Origin of the sequence: Algicola sagamiensis DSM 14643, assembly GCF_000374485.1 — a bacterium.
In the GTDB taxonomy this organism is placed as follows: Bacteria; Pseudomonadota; Gammaproteobacteria; order Enterobacterales; family Alteromonadaceae; genus Algicola; species Algicola sagamiensis.
In genome coordinates this window covers 55645-71905 of the sequence record NZ_KB894498.1, presented here as the reverse complement: position 1 = coordinate 71905, position 16261 = coordinate 55645, and the positions used below count along the sequence as shown (strand labels likewise).

Genomic DNA, 16261 nt, shown 5'->3' with positions numbered 1-16261 from the left:
TTATTTTTATTGATCTAAATCAATAAAGCTTTTCATTAACAGCTTGCTTAAATAGAATGATTTCAAAATAACAAAAACAATAAAATTATTCATGAATTATTTACTGGCTTTGCAGCAAAATTCACGTACGACTCCCAAGTATCTACAACATTTATAAACCAAAATATAAACTTTAAAAACAATAGGCTATGCATGCTTTCGCTTGCGTGGTTAAAGGGTTATGACGAGAAACCATGAGTGAAGTTCAACAACAAATAACAACAAATGCATTTCATTTTTCAGAACATTTGAGCGGAAATGTGGATCCAAGAACTGGGGCGTATTGTGTTCAAATTCAACTTGGTCAGATCATCGGGAGTTTTCTTCAAGGACCTGAGCTTGCATTATCAATTCGGTACCACTTTTTATCTCATGAAAATTTCGGATTTGGACGGGGATGGATTTACAATTTATCACGCTATGATCGCCGTGCCAGACGTTTGTATCTGGGAAATGGCCAAAGCTACCATGTGCAGCCGTTTTATGATGTGGGGATCCTTGAAATGCCTTATGCCCGGCAAAAAGACTTCCAAGCACGTGCGGTCTCAGATGGTCGGATCCAAATCTGTTATAAAGATGGTTTGAAGGAGTTTCTTAATCCTGAAGGGATTATTGAGCGGCTAGAAAATCTAGATGGGCGCGCGTTGGTTTTTGAATATCATACTCCGAGTAGACGCGGTCGGATCAAGTCAATTTCTGATGGGCATGGACAATCGATCCAATTCGCTTATGATCGCCAAGGTGTACAGATCACTCAAAATGGCCGTTCCTGTTTATCTCTTCGTGTCAGCCATAATGAACTAAATCGAGTGACCCTTGCTGATCATTCGACTTACCAAATTGCGTACGAAAGCCATCAAGAGTTCCGAGTGATCAAACAACTAACCCATCCACTCGGAGCTTGCGAAGTCATGACGTATGATTCAGAAGGAATGCGTGCGCCAGATGGAAGCCCGAATGCAACGGTACCAGCAGTTTCTTATCGTCGCATTGATGGTGATGATTTGGAAACGCAGACACAACAATTCGTATATAGTCGAACCAATTATCTTGGATTTGCAGCAGGTGCACGTTATGTTCGCGGCAGGGACAATCTGTTTGAACGTGATTCGGATTACCAATATTCATCCACTGAGTATCGTGGCGTTTTGCAGATCACTCGGACTTATAATCGCTTTCATTTGCTTGTCAAAGAGGAAACATTTGATACAGAATCAGGACAAGTCATTGCCTTGCGAGAAGTGGCGTATGGTGCGGAAATTGAGAAGTCAATTGATGAACAACCCTCGACCTATGCACTGCCTGTCAAGGATAAAACCACATACAAGAATGAAAGTCACGAAAGAAGTGAAACGCATCAGTGGACCTATGATGCGCATGGAAACGTCCTGACATCAACAGACCCGTTTGGCATGGTCCACCAGTATGAGTACTATCCGGCACATGGTACGGATGGATGCCCGGCATCACCAAGTATGATCCCGTACTTCGTCAAAACGAAGAAAATTCTCCCATCACAAAAATACTTAAACCGAAAGGAAGTCGTGCTGACACACTCATACCAGTATCACGAGATGACATCAGTCACTGGAAAAGGTAAATACCCTCAGCTGAGCACGGAATTGGTCACAACGACGCAAGGGGAGACGATTTCTACCCGTAGCATCAAGTATCATCAGAATCGACATGACTCAGTGAGTCATGGCCGAATTCATGAAGAAACGCTTGCTGTTGGACAGCGGATGACCAAGGATACATATCAGTACGCTGCGCAAGGAGACGTTTTGAGTTGTCAGCTTCAATGTACGTTATCAGATGGTTTGTCCTATCAGGAAACCATTGAACGTCAGTTAAAAGACGGTGCTCGTACGAAATTGATAGATAGAAATCAAGTCGTTAGTCGGTTTGAATACGACTTACTTGGTCGTTGTACGCGAGAGATCACCCGTGCGGATTCAGATTACCAGCATATTCGAAGTCAGGCTTATTCAAATGAAAAATATTGGGAAGTTCAGGATGAACAAGGTAGAAAGGAAAAATATACAGTTGATGCGCTAGGAAGGGTGCTCAAGATAGAAAAAACAAACCAGTCCGGCGAGTTGGTCAAACATGAATGTCGCCAGTGGAATAAACTTGGTCAGCTCAGCCATAGAACATTATATGATACAAACGCAGCTGGTGATGAGATCCTCTTAAAAACACAATATGAATATGATGCCTGGGGGGAAGTGAAAAAAGAAATTTATCCTTCAGGATTGTCGATGATCATGGAGCGTGATAAAGCCAAAAACACTTGTCGTGAATACCTACTTGCAACGAATGGAGACACGGCAATGGAAACGATGAAGCAATTCGATGAGTTGGGCCACATTATTTTACAAGAAGCCCAAGGACAAACCAAAACAACGCGATTTGATGGACTCGCGCGTTTAATCGAAGAGCAGCCATCAGGTCAGCCAAAAACAATGTTTGAATACGACAGTTTAGGGCGCTGTGTCAAAGAATCTGTAGGGAATATACTGCATATCACACGGACATATGATCCAAATAGCCTTGACGAGTGGGTGCATAAAATCACGGTGAATCATCGCTGTGTTGGTGAACGAACTTTCGACGGCCTAGGACGCGTTGTGAAGGAGTCGATTCATGGCTGTTCTGAGACACAATATGAGTATGCGACGCTTTGGGGAACACCAACTGTGACGACTCAACCAGACGGTGGTGTTCTTGAAACTCGTTTAGAGAACACTTTGGGCGAAGTTTTGAGTCAAACGTCTTCTGATGGTGTCATTGAACAACAGTCAACTTATTCAAAACCGGATGGTTTATGCTCACAGATTAAAAATGGCCGTTCGGAGAGACGGTTTCAATTCAATCTAAATGGGAACATTGCAAAAGAGCAACAAGACGATTTTTCTTTTCATTATGAATACAGCCGCCAAGGTGAACCCTTAAAAACAATAGATTATTTCGGGCAACGAGAAAGATATTGTTATGATGCATTTGGTCGCTTGTCTCAAGTGATCCAGAGTGACCAAGAATTGGCGATCACTTATGATGCATTTGATCGAGTGAAAGAAGAAAAATTAAAAAACCGCTCAGAAGGAACCTGGATCCACCAATATGAATACGACAAGCATGCACGTGTCATAAAGAAAGTTTCCAAAAGTGCTGAGAAACTCATCTGTCAGCAGTCATATTCATACAATGCGCAGAATAAACTGTCGACAGCCACTACGATGAATGAACAAAACCAGCGCACATGCTCAACCTATCAATATGATGTACTGGGACGTTTGATCAGTTTTGCTGTATCAGGTCCACATGCACCATTGGATCAAGCGGGTTTACCGATTCAATCTCAAACTTTTCAGCTCAATCCCTTTGGAGATGTCACAAAGTGCATCACAACATCCTTAGACAATGGTGAAGAAAAGCAGGAAACCCTTCAGTATCAATACTCGAAGCAAAAATTTGGACAGCTGGAGTCGATTCTAAAAGGTAATGGTGAAAGAAAAACGCTCGCATATGATGAAAATGGCAATCTCATCCGAGATGAGGAAGGCCAAGTGTATCAATACAACATGTTGAATCAAATGACTGCTGTATTAGATGCGAATGAGCAAACGATTGCCCGTTACTTTTATGATGGTGCAGGATTGCAAATCGAAACCGAATATGCACAACAGTCCACGTTAAAACGCTTTTATGCACAGCATCAGCTCACGAATGAGCTTCAAGGTGGGTGGCATAGTCAATTATTACGTAGTAGTCAGGGTATTCTATCTCGAACCGTATCCAATGGTACTGCATCAAAATCCACAGTCATGATCACCGATCATCAGCACAGTCCTATCAGGGAAATTGAGAATCAACGTACCGATTCCTTGGCATATCAGCCTTATGGCAAAGTGTCAAAACCATAACGAATCAACAACAAATCACGAAAAAACGATAAAAGTCAGAAGGGGGAAAGTATGGCTGTTTGCAGGAGGATAAGTTGGGCCTCGCTGGCGGTCAAAGCTTTTCTTACGCTTTTTTGAACCCTTAGAACAATAAACTAAAAATTAAAACAATAACAACAGAATAAAGAGGTCATTTATGACAATTGGGACGCGAATAAACTGGGCTACGTTTGCAATTACCGCATGTATCATGGGGAGTGCATCAACAGCAGTATTGGCTGGGAGCCTTGACTCGTCACGGTACCAAATTAAAGATATTCGGGTAGAAACTGATTTGGGTCATGGGCAAGCATATTCTATTTTCGCGAATGGTAAAATGCAGGCAGCTGTCTATATCAAAGTGAAAGCGATAGATCCTAAAACACGAAAACCTGTCACGATTTCGCAAGATGAGTTGATCTCTGCAACTTATCTTTATGGTAAACAATCTGGATTGAATTTTGTTTACAATCAGAGCAGTAGTAATGATGGATATGACAATCAATGGTTTTACTCGGCAAAAGAGAATCAGTATCTACATACATTACCAATAGCAGGCCGTACAAGGCGATCTTCATCAAGCTCACCAAGTGCAGTCCGTCGAGATAGCCGACTGGGGAATGGTTGGACACAGTTAACGTATTGGGTGTCAACAACACAAACCCATTACAGCAAGCATATTTGCGTTGAGCTATCCATGAGCGAAGGCGACAACATCAACAGTTGTGACACACTACACGATGAGTATGCCACGATCAGTGCAACTGAACCATTAGAGTACAAAGCAAGTGACTTTGATTTTGACTTTCACTATCTCAAAAGTGAAGACACATGGTATGTGGGATATTGGCAACTGACCCCGAAGGATAACAATGTCAAGGTATATGGCCTAGAGTGGGACAACCCATTACAAGAAGCAACACATTCTTTTAGAGCGGTGGATTATTTTCGTCCTGGCGGTGGATTTCACTCAATTATCAATCGAGGTAGAGTAGCGAAATCTCTCGTCCTTTATCCCTATAAACCTTCTGTGCAGCGTCAAACTATCAAAGACTATGTTCGTATCTGGAACATCGAAGGAGAAGGTCGTGAAGATTACCACTTTGACCTCCCTCTATCGACTGACAATGTGAAATTTGTTCAAGGGAAGGGGACCTACGATGATTGGCGTCATTGCTCACGTGTTGGTTCTAGAAATATATGTAGCCGAATCAAACAAGATGGCCACTATGTGAATACCACCTCTGATGATTCCTATCGATATGATTTCCGTCAAAAGTTTCGTGTCTTTGATCAGTACGGAAACTCGGTTCACTTAAAACTGATTGATCACAACACAGATGACGATCTGGACTGGGATGATTTCGGTGTTCGTGATAATGAGTATTAATCATGGTGATTGATAAAAAACAAGCAGTTTATCAACGAACAACCGTTGAAAACAAACCAGATTTATCTCGCAGAAAGTTTCTCGTGAAATCATCCTGGCTGGCAACAGCGGGTGCTTTGATCAGTACCAGTATGCCAACGAGTGCTGCATTGTTCTCTTTGGCGGAAAATGGTACTCAAGGTATGTATATTTTTAAAAATCCACTCTGCTTTTCGGGTGCAGTGCAAGATCACGTCACGGGCTTGTATCACTTAGGAGAAGGCTATCGCGCATATCACCCGCGGCTCAAGCGTTTTCTCGAAATAGATAGTCTGAGTCCATTTAAGGAAGGTGGTGTCCATGGGTATCAATACTGCCTAGGCGATCCTGTGAATCTTGTTGATCCAACGGGCCATTTAAGTTGGCAGGCTGGTGTCGCAATTGGTCTTGGCATTCTTGCAGTACTGATTGGTGTCGTCACACTCGGATCAGGGATTGCAGCATCTGCGGGATTGATTTCTGGCGCGGTTGCTATGTCGACGGCAGCGGCAATCAAGGCCGGTTTAGTTGTAACAGCTGGTGTTACGGGGACGGTCAGTGGTGCTTTGGGAATTGCATCTGGAGCTGTATCTGGATCAAACCCGGAAGCTTCTGCGAATTTAGGCTACGCGGCACTAGCATTTGGTATCGCTTCCGCTGTGACTGGTATTGGCTCGCTGGTGGCTGGTGCTAGAGTGACGGCGGCCGCGCAAGCTTCCTTTCGAGGAAGTTTAAATCCAAGTCTGATGTCATCTGCTTCAGGATCGGGCCAAACAACATTAAGGGTAACATCAAGTGTTGCTCACTATCACCCGAAGTTTGTTGCGAGGACATTGAATCAAGCATTTAATGGGCAAATGCCCTTTCAGCGTATTGCCATCAGTGGCAAAGGGGGAGCAGCTCTATTTAAAGGCTCAACCTGGTTTTCGAATTCTTATGCACAGAATTTAGCAAACCAAACCGGAAAGCAGGTCATTGAATTAGCCAGGAATGGTCAAGCAGTTGCACCAAAATCAGGAGTAACTCGAGCCTTGCCAAGCTTAGTGAAAACATCTTCTTCGGTCGCAAGAAGTAATGTATGGAAACCAACACGTGCATTTGGTCCATCACGCGTCATGTATTCAAGCGCGATGATAGGCCGTGCTTTAATCGGTGAGTGATCTTTATTGAGACTTTTTTCATCTTGGAGAAGCAAGGCCACAGGGAAGTGGCCTTTTTAGAAGGTTCTTTTCAACAATTAAGATGTTTTTTGTGAACTGGTTTTGCTTTTTTGTTGTTTCAAAACCGTTTTTCCAGGTTTCACTGTATGCTTTTTCACTTCAGGTGAGGTTTTACTTGGTGATCTCACACTCATCCGTTTGATATTTTCTAGGCGTTTGACTGCGCGACCTACGTATTGGTTGAGATGGATCATTTGGTTGACCATCTGACCTGCTCGGTCGTCATCATCTCCCAGCTGCTGTTTTCGGCTATATCGTTCCTTAATTTCCTGCCAACGTTCCTGTTGAGCAGGTGTCATATCACCACGAATATCAGCAAGTTTGAGCAGATTCTCTTCTGTACCGGATGTCAGCGTTTGCGCTTCACCTTGATAATGATCCGTAATGAGTGTATTAAGCTCCTCATTGGTCATGACTGCTGACACTTTTTCTGTCAGTTTATTCATGTTCCGGTAAGAGCCTTGCAACTTAAACGGTGGTTCCACTCGGTATTCATCTGCAGTGGCAGAAGAAGCGATGTATTGTTGATTCACTTTGAGGACAGTCTTTTGGATCTTTAAGAGTTTCTCCAAAGTTGCGGTGATCTCATTCACTTCCGCAGCGGCATATGGATAAGATAAATCAGTAAGCGGGACATTTTCTCCTTGAGCCATTGCGATAAGGCGATAAAGATCGTTCAGATCGCGTGTTGACATTTGAGCAAGAACTGGACTTGATGTCAGCGAGTTTTCGATGAAGGACATTGCAAACGCATCGGCTTGATCGGAGAGCATATCCCCGAGATTATAAATATCAGCACGGTTTGCCAACATATCGGGTATCTTGAATACTTCGCCTGATTCGGTATAAGGGTTACCCGCCATGACAACCGCAAACTTCTTACTGCGCATGTCGTAGGTTTTGGTTTCGCCTTTCCACGAGCCTTCGATTCTTCGTGTGCCGTCACATAGTGAGATAAATTTTTGCAGAAACTCTGCGCTTGTGTGCTGAATATCATCGATATAAAGCAGGACATTGTTACCCATTTCTAGTGCTAGATTGAGCTTTTCTACCTCTCTTGCCGCATTTTGATCCGGCGCATCATTTGGGTCAAGTGAGGTGACTTCATGTCCAAGCGATGGACCATTGATTTTCATAAACACCAGACCAAGTTTATGGGCTACGTATTCAATTAAGGTCGTTTTACCATAACCAGGTGGAGAAATGAGAAGTAAAAGACCCATGAGGTCTGTTCTTTTGTTTTCTCCCACGGTACCCATTTGCTTCGCGAAGTTATCTCCAATGAGTGGCAAGTAGCTTTCGCTGATCAGTTTATTTCTGACAAATGAAGTCAGTGGTCTTGGCAAAAATTCAGATAATCGCAGCTTCTTCTTGGAAGACTCCAGCATTTCGGCACGTTTTGAAATAAATGACTCGTAGTTCGGTATCGTCTGTTGGTGATGCGTCTGGCATCGACTGATAAAGTCATCCAATACAAGCGTCAATTGACCATTCTCGATACGCTGATGATCGCCAAGTAAACCGTAAATGTCTGCAGCGGTTGCAAACTCAACAGGGGTGAGCTTAAAGCGAGAACTTTGTAGCACACATGCAATTGCAGCCGCTTCCACAGTAAATAATTCGCCTTTTTCATGTCGAGCCGCGTATGCCTCGAGCCACTGCTGGTGGTCGTCGAATGGGCTAGGTTGAGCATCCCAACCAAGGCTTCGGCGGAAGGTGATGTATTCATTGGTGAGTTCAAATGCATCTCGTGTCACAGCAAGGTTTAAGCTGGACTGGCCGAGGACATGAACCAGATACTCGCAGCTTTGAATATGCGAGCATCTCAGGCGAAGTTTGGTTTTACTCAGTAATTCCTGAACAAGTGAGTCAAACGCCCCGTTTGAGCCTAAATGCTCTCGCATGAGCAACGCATTCTTCGCTTTTGTGCGAAATTGTTGGTACGAGCTGTCGCTCAAGTTATCTAAGCACAGAAGGGCATTCACTCGCTCGGCCTGACCATAGCGCAAAAGGCCCGCTTGCTCAAAACAAGGCAACATCGCCTTTAAGATCAAATGGGCATCATGATCATGGACGCCTTTTACATAGCCTTCGCGATAGCGTGGTGCCGCATATTTCTGAATGATTGGCAGTAACGTTTCTGCTTCAGCAGCTTCATGCAATGTATGCATGGACAAGGATTCGTCTTCCTTTTGTGCGCTATTGAGCAAACTCCAGGCTAGGTATTCTGCACGGTAAACGTCAGGTGTTTCCGAAGAAACATCCATACGTGCCAAGTGTTGAAGTGCTAAGAAAGATGTGTCGGTGATTGGCTCGTAATATTCTGTGCCTGTAATATGTAGGCTCAATTCTTGGTGATGTTCGACTAAGGTTAAGTCCAAATCTTGTTGGTTGATGCTGAATTTATGCTTGCCCAACCGAAGCACCTTGCCGCCTTCTTCGACCATATCTTGATTATCGCGCAGAGCACGGAGTGACTGGTCTTGAACGGATTTGAGTTTTGCATCGAGTGCGTCGGCTTTGACACTGTCATCTAAATCCCGGATCGATTGGGAGAGCTGGTGGAGTTTCATCACCATATTGTCGGTTGCGAAGAAGCTATTGAGTGCGCCGACATCATCAAAGCGTGACACGCGTTTTTCAATACTCTTAAATGTGACTTCTGCGGCTTGGAATAGGTTTTGAACACGTCGCTGTTGGGCGGTGACCAGCTGCTCTTTGTGTCCTTCCAAAGTTGACTGAATTTCTTCCCGTTTTGTATAGATTTCTGCTAGAAAATCGTCGAAATCCGCAAAACGTGATTCAAGTTTTTCTAACTGACCGATGAGTTTTGCTTGCTGTTCGTCACATTTTTCTGGTGTTGTGGCTTGTTCTAACGCACTCGTCACAGATTGTGACAGTAACTTGAACTGTGAACTGAATTCTGCTTTTGCTTCATCGCCGCGTAATGTCTGAAATTTATTTTTGAGCCTTGCTGTCGTGGCATTAAGCATAGACGAAACTTCGGTCGTCAAGTCCAGGATCTTGGTCGCCTGAGTTGGATCATCCGTTTCGATTTCAGCAACTTCTTCGGTCACCAGTGAAAGCTCTGTTCTTAACTGCTCTGTTTGCTCTTTCAGTGCATTTAAGTCAGCGGTTCGCTCGAGAGATGCGAGTTTGTCTTCAATGGTTGCAATTGCTTGTTTATAAGGCTGATAAGCTTTTTCTTCTTGAAGCAGTACAAGCAATGCATCATTGAGGGCGTCTCGCTCGGTTGAGAGCGAGTCCAGCATTTGTGTCACTGGACCTTTCGGCATATAACGATGCTGGCGCAGCGCCATCACGTTGCCAACTTCAGTTTTAAGATCGGCAAGACAACCCAGGAGTGTATTCGCTTCTTCTTTTGAGGCAAGTTTGATTCTGGAAACTAGCTCTGTGACTTGTGCTTCTTGCTCAGCTAATGCCTTTTCTGCATGGCTTTGCAGCTGACGAACCTTCGCAAATTCATCAATGATCAAATCTGTCGTACCGACGAGATTGTCAACAGCCTCTCCCAAACCAAGCGCTTGTTCCTCGTGGAGCCAATGATATTGATCCAGCGTAGTTTGGCAGGTTTTGAGTAAGGTCTCATAAGCGGTTTGTGTCACTTCTTCTGTATTGGACAAATGATAAATTGATAAGAGTGACGACAAGGCGCGGACAAGCTCTGCATTCCCCAGATTGATAAAAAACGGATCGCCGCCTTCGGTGCTTCGATTGACATAATGCTCTGGAATGCAAAATGGCGTTTGCCAGATACGTAAAGGGTGAATCGTTGCGGCTTCTGCATTTTCTGAGACCCGAAACATCAACATTTGCCCATCCGGATACACACTATAGCCGTGGCTATGCATCGGTGGGGTAAAGGATTTTTCGATCAGGTTATAGGCATAAATGACGTAGGAGCCTTGTTCGATATCAAAAAAGATATACAAAATGTCCTCGCCATTGGGCGCAGACACTTTTTGAAAGAAGCGCAAACCTTCCCAGTGCTCATCGAACTGTTTGCTTTCACCGCCTGCAAGTGCAAATCCGTGCGAATAGAGTAGGCCGTGCTCTTCCGGAAGTGCTTTTGCGCTGATGCCAAGTGCATCCGCCCGGATCACTTTGAGCGTAATGGGATTATAGATGTAGTAGCGGTATTCTCGTTCTCGGTTTGGTAGAACTTTCAGTAGAAGTAAATCACCAAGCTCAGCATAGGCGATTGATGCATCTGAAATTGTCTGATAACTATCCTCAACAGACTCATCAAAGATACCTTGGCCTTCCTGGGTGTTATTTTCAACTTTAATCGTGAGGCTGCCGCCCGTGCATTCTACAAATAAGCGGTCTTTTATATTCACATGAGGGTGCTCGCCTTCAACATGATCGTCTCGGGTTGTGTCTATCCATTCAAAGTCATGTTGCTCCGATTGATCCAATGCAACTTGTCCATTGCCATCAATAAAATTGACGTCGTCATTCGTGATCTCAAAACGGAATACCTTTTGATCCTCTGGTCGCATCCCAATTTGGAATGCGAGGTAGAGCATATTCTCACGGCGGAAAATTTGGGACAGTCGTGTTTCTTTATAATAAGTGAATAACTCGCTTAGCTCATGCTTGAATTGTTCATGATCGAGAAACGAGCCTTCCAGCGGCACAGAGTCAATGCGAAATGTATTGTCACTTTGGTGAAGTGTATACAGGCCAAAAACATCTTGAAGGGAAGGCGTTGACTTTAAGCCAACATAGACCTGATAACCAAACAGGAGATGTCCTTTAACTTGCGCCATATCGACAGGAATCGAACGTGACTCGGTTTGCACATTTGCTTTACCGATGAGAGAGAACTTACTGCCGCCGAATGCTTCCTGACGCTTTTCGTTAAATGTATTGGCAAGGGACTTGAGTGTCGTCCCTTGCTGCGCTAATCGAGATTTTAAAACCTCATAAGAGCCGCCTTCACTGACGGCTTCATCAATTGCTTGTTGATTCTTTTCTTCAGTCACAGCAGTCATCCTAAAATGACACACCCTCTAAGGTAAGGGTGTGTGTTGATTAGTTGTCTTTTGGTGCGTCAACACGCGTCGCTAGGGCTTGTTGGAGGACTTCCATGAACTTCGAATTCCCCGAGTTCATGAGTGAAGCCAAAGCCATATTGTTGAGCACACCCGACTTCAGCGCTGGATTTTGAAGAATGTCTTTCAAATCATCAGGAAGACTGCGCTCGCCATTCATATAGTCTTTCACAAGCGGTGACAAGACTTCTGACTCTTTGAATCGGTGATCAAAACCAACCGTATTGATCATGGTATGACGAAGCTGTTCTAAGCCTTCACCACCGAACAGTTTGAGATCGGCTTCAGACAGTGCTTGAGCAAGCGCTTTTGCATTTTCTTGCTGAGCAGCGATACGAGCCATTTCCAAGTCTTTTTCTTGTTGTAGCTGCATGACCCATTTGTCGTGATCGCGCGTGTCTGTATCATGCATTTTGGTTGCTTCCAAACGAGCTTGTTGTGCTTCTGCATCTGCAATCCCTTTCGAACGGATGGCTTCCGCTTCTGCCTCAGCTTTGAGCTTGAGGTTCTCAGCTTCTGCTTCGCCCATTTCTTTCACAACACTTGCACGCTCACGTTCGACTTCAATTTCTGCAAGACCAACTGCGCCGATGCGTTCTTTTTCTGCTTGTGCAAGGACTTCCGTGGCTTGTGCTTCTTTCTCTTTCATGATGAATTCAGCTTCTGCTTGGCGTGTCTTCGCAGCCAAGTCGGCCTCTGCGATCCGAGTGCGAACTTCAATTTCGTTCTCGGCATCACGGTTTTTGATTTTGATGTCGGTGTCGTTTTCAATCAGCAGTTTATGCGCACGCTCTTTCGCTGCTTCTTTTTCTGCTCTGGATGTTGCAATGAGTTCGATTTGTTGTGCTTCTGCTTCCGCTTCTGCCTCTACTAGGCGAACCTTCTTGTTACGATTGACACGCTCATTCGCGCGTAAGTTTTCCGTCTCTTCTTCTTCGCGGGCGATTTTACGTTCGATTTCAACACGCTGAGAGCGAGTTTCTGCAACTGCTTTTTTGGACTCTTCAATGCTGGCTTCTTTTTCCATTTCCTTTTGTTCAACAAGGGTTGCTGTGCGAACACGCTCTGCTTCCACTGCACGTTCCAGTTCAGCTTGTTGCAGCGCAATTTGGCGCTGATTCGCGGTACGTGTGAGTTCAACTTCCATCTCAACACCTTCGCGTTTCTTAGCAACCTCTTCTTCAGTTTCCAGTTGTGCTAACTGAGTGACACGCTCATATTCCTGGCGTTTTTCTTCTGCAAGCGCATGCTCCTGTGCTTTGATGATTTCGACTTCACGATTCGTCCTTGCAATACTTTCCTTCTCTTGCTTATCAAGCTGGAGACGGTTGGCTTCTGCTTCGACGTTTTTCTTTTTGATTTGCGTCTCTTCATCTTGGCGGATCGCGTTTGTTTGGGTGTTTTTGACGGACGTGATTTCAGAGATTTTGCGGATCCCTTCCACATCCAATATGTTATTCGGATCGTGGGCGTCCAGTGCGGTTTGATCTACTTTATCAATCACCACATCATAAATCTTGAATCCATCCATTTCGCTACCAATGACTTTCACAACGGCATCTCGGAATGTTCTGCGATTCGTTAAAAGCTCTTCAAAGTCGAATTGTTTGACCGCTGTCTTGAGCGCTTCAGAGAATTTTGGCTGGAAATGCTCGCGCAGTCTTTCTGGATCAGAAGCGCCGTAGGCAGTAAATAATTTTGCAACACGGACAATGTCTTCTTCTTCGTGATTGACGCCGATATAAAAGTCGACTTTAAGGTCAGCGCGGATATTATCTTGGCAATGCAGGCCTTCGTATTCTTCGCCGACCTGATCTTTTCGACCGCTACGGATCACTGAGATTTTCTTTCTTGTAATATCCATGTGTTCAGCAGTATTGACGACGGGCCAAACGAATGTACCCGTTAAAGAGGCGCGTGTTCGGTCAACACCATTGACGATCAGTGCTTCACCCTCATTTCTTACTTTTTTATAGCGAGAGGTGAGAAATAGTAGTAGCACGACAGCAACAGCGACGCCGATCCCAACGAAAATCATGCTTGGTGATAAAGTCATGAAGTATTACTCCTTATTGTTTGAACTGTAGTGATGAGAAGATTTACTTCTCGTATGCATTGCCGAGTCAAGAGGGCTGTGCTGTAGCAGAGAGTCAACATCACTTCACCGAATATCGCTTTACCGACAACGCAAATTGTTAAATTTGGCGAATAAAAAGCCGGATCAATCTTTTTAGATTAACCTAAGTTTATTCAATTTGTGGGTTTCGTCGTCGCTTCAAACCTAAGCGACGCAATTTATAGTGAATTTAGTGCACTATATTTTCGACACTAGGTAACGATTCGAATCATCATTTTTTGCGATAATTGTGACTTCATCGCCGTATTCGAATTGAACGCCTGGCTCGCTGTACACATCAAGTTGAATTTCATTGCCATCTCTTGTGATGACAACTTCACCATGGGTTTCTGTCACGGTGGCGCTGCGAACCTGTGCATTCATCCCTTGAAAATCAATAGCAGCAAAGGATTGTGGACAAAGCAATGGCTCAAGTGGCTTGAGTGCAAAAGCAGATGCCAGTAATGAGATATAAAAAGTGAATAAGATACCAGCCGCTGCTGCAACGTAAAAAAGAACGCCAGAAAGCTGACTGAAAATAAAATCATTGAGATAGAAGGTGATCACGGTGCCAAAAAATGAGGTCGCCGTAAATAAAACAGGGAATGGTAATTGTGCCACAATCGGAGGCAGCAATAATTTTCCTGACCAGGAAATATCCGAATCCACGTCGACATCGACGTCAGCATCCGTAGAAAAGCTGTCTGAAAAACTAAAAATCAGATCCAATAACATCAGTCCAAAAAAGACGATGAATGGCACTGAAAATACAGCCACAGGAAAGGAAAAAATTGCATTGATAAAACTGTCCATCGTCGCTACATACTCCCCATTCTTTGCAAAACAACTTGATCTAAGATTAGAGATCTCAAACCAATCTAACCAGTTTCCAGAATAATTCAGGAATCAGGATACTAGCATAGCAATATGTGTAGATCGAGTAAAAACAACTTAAAAACACTACGTTTTTAGTGTGAGTGAATGCTTACTATGTATTGCAGGGAAAGGAATGAAAGGGCTGGAAAATGTCATACTATGACATGTTTCAACCCTTTTTTAGATATAAAACGGGTATATTTTGGGCTTTAAATCGGTACTTTTATGACGTCGATTAATGCAGCTTTATTTTTGGTCGGCTCAATTTTCCGATCCGATCAGCCAGAATATAAACCCAGCCACGTTTAGCACCATGAATAGCCATTAAATGAGCACGGTAGAGCAGGCGATACATCGCAAGCGCCATTTGTCCTTCAATAAACCAGCTTTTCTTTGACAGGCCGCCCATCAAGCTACCTATAGCTGAGTATTTCGCCAGAGAAACCAAAGAGCCATGATCCTTATATTCAAATGCGACCAGCGCCTTGCCTTCTAATATTGCCTGGATGTTTTTGAAAGCCGTATCTGCCATCTGATGGGCACTTTGGGCACGAGGAGGAACCCACTGATTTTCTCCAAGCTCTAGGCCAGCGCAATCCCCAATGGCAAAGATATTTTCGTCTTCTGTGGTCATGAGCGTATCTGTAATGAGGAGCTGGTTTCTCCCATTGCTTTGCAGACCATCCAGTGTCGTGAGGAAGTCCGGCGCTTTTACGCCCGCAGCCCAGACGACTAAATCACTCTCTAATAACTCGCCTGCACTGGTTTGGATGCCTTGCTCGGTGACTTCAGTCACCCGGGTATTGGTGAGGATCTCCACACCGAGCCTTTCTAGCTCGGACGCTGCTTTCTTGGCGACTTTTTCAGGCACAGCAGGCAAGATTTGGGGGCCTGCTTCGACAACGCGCGTTTTGAGTTTTTCTGCACACACATGCTTGAAGCCATATTCTGACAGGGTATCCGCAACATGATGTAACTCTGCAGCAAGCTCCACACCCGTTGCACCCGCACCAATCATGGTGATCCGGAGTGGAGAGTCGGCTTCATTGAGTTTGATGAACTGTTCGAGGAGTTTTTTCTGGAATTTTTCAGCAGATTGAATATTGTCGAGGAAGAAACAGTGCGCTTTTGCGCCTGGGGTATTGAAGTCGTGGGTCAGACTACCAATTGCAAGGACGAGAATATCGTATTGAAATTGCCGCTGATCAAGAAGGACTTCGCCGTCATCATTGGCGACTGGGTCGAGGGTGATGGTCTTTTCTTGACGATTGAGGCCACTTAACTCACCCCGTTCATAATGGTAGCCGTTTTTACGGGCGTGTTCTCGATATAAAATACCATCAATATCTGAGTTGAGGACGCCAACAGCCAACTCATGGAGCCGAGGTTTCCAGATATGAATCGGGCTTTTATCAATGAGCGTGACGTTTGCCTTTCCTGTTTTACCGTATTTTCTTCCTAATCGGGCAACCAGCTCCAATCCACCTGCACCACCACCAATCACGAGGATATTCGGTTTCGCTGTGTTCATATTTCCTCCAAATTTTTGAATTTAATACCGAACTAGACAGCAACATGAG

General features: G+C 44.4%; 7 protein-coding genes. 3 read left to right on the top strand and 4 right to left on the bottom strand.

The features are described 5' to 3' along the window. The first annotated feature begins 233 nt into the window (after positions 1–233). From C505_RS0112535 to C505_RS23725, 3 genes are all read left to right on the top strand, one after another. Entirely contained in the window at positions 234–3965 is a 3732-nt protein-coding gene (locus tag C505_RS0112535; RefSeq protein ID WP_018692960.1) for an RHS repeat domain-containing protein, read from the top strand. A 175-nt stretch (positions 3966–4140) separates the two neighbouring features. Continuing rightward, complete coding sequence (locus C505_RS0112530; RefSeq protein WP_018692959.1) at positions 4141–5373, top strand: hypothetical protein; 1233 nt, start codon at positions 4141–4143, stop codon at positions 5371–5373. Positions 5374–5375: 2 nt separating this feature from the next. Then, positions 5376–6551 carry an RHS repeat-associated core domain-containing protein gene (locus tag C505_RS23725; protein ID WP_018692958.1) on the top strand — a complete coding sequence of 392 codons (1176 nt, stop codon included), beginning with the start codon at positions 5376–5378 and terminating at the stop codon, positions 6549–6551. A 77-nt stretch (positions 6552–6628) separates the two neighbouring features. On the opposite strand, the gene C505_RS0112520 is transcribed toward C505_RS23725, so the two are convergent. The 4 genes from C505_RS0112520 to C505_RS0112505 form a co-directional block, all read right to left on the bottom strand. Beyond that, a complete protein-coding gene (locus tag C505_RS0112520) occupies positions 6629–11629 on the bottom strand; it encodes a DNA repair ATPase (RefSeq protein WP_018692957.1) in 5001 nt (1666 codons plus the stop codon). A gap of 40 nt (positions 11630–11669) precedes the next feature. Continuing rightward, complete coding sequence (locus C505_RS0112515; RefSeq protein ID WP_018692956.1) at positions 11670–13745, bottom strand: flotillin family protein; 2076 nt, start codon at positions 13743–13745, stop codon at positions 11670–11672. A 258-nt stretch (positions 13746–14003) separates the two neighbouring features. Then, a complete protein-coding gene (locus tag C505_RS0112510) occupies positions 14004–14618 on the bottom strand; it encodes a hypothetical protein (RefSeq protein WP_018692955.1) in 615 nt (204 codons plus the stop codon). A gap of 298 nt (positions 14619–14916) precedes the next feature. Further along, a complete protein-coding gene (locus C505_RS0112505; protein ID WP_018692954.1) occupies positions 14917–16212 on the bottom strand; it encodes an NAD(P)/FAD-dependent oxidoreductase in 1296 nt (431 codons plus the stop codon). Positions 16213–16261: the final 49 nt, after the last annotated feature.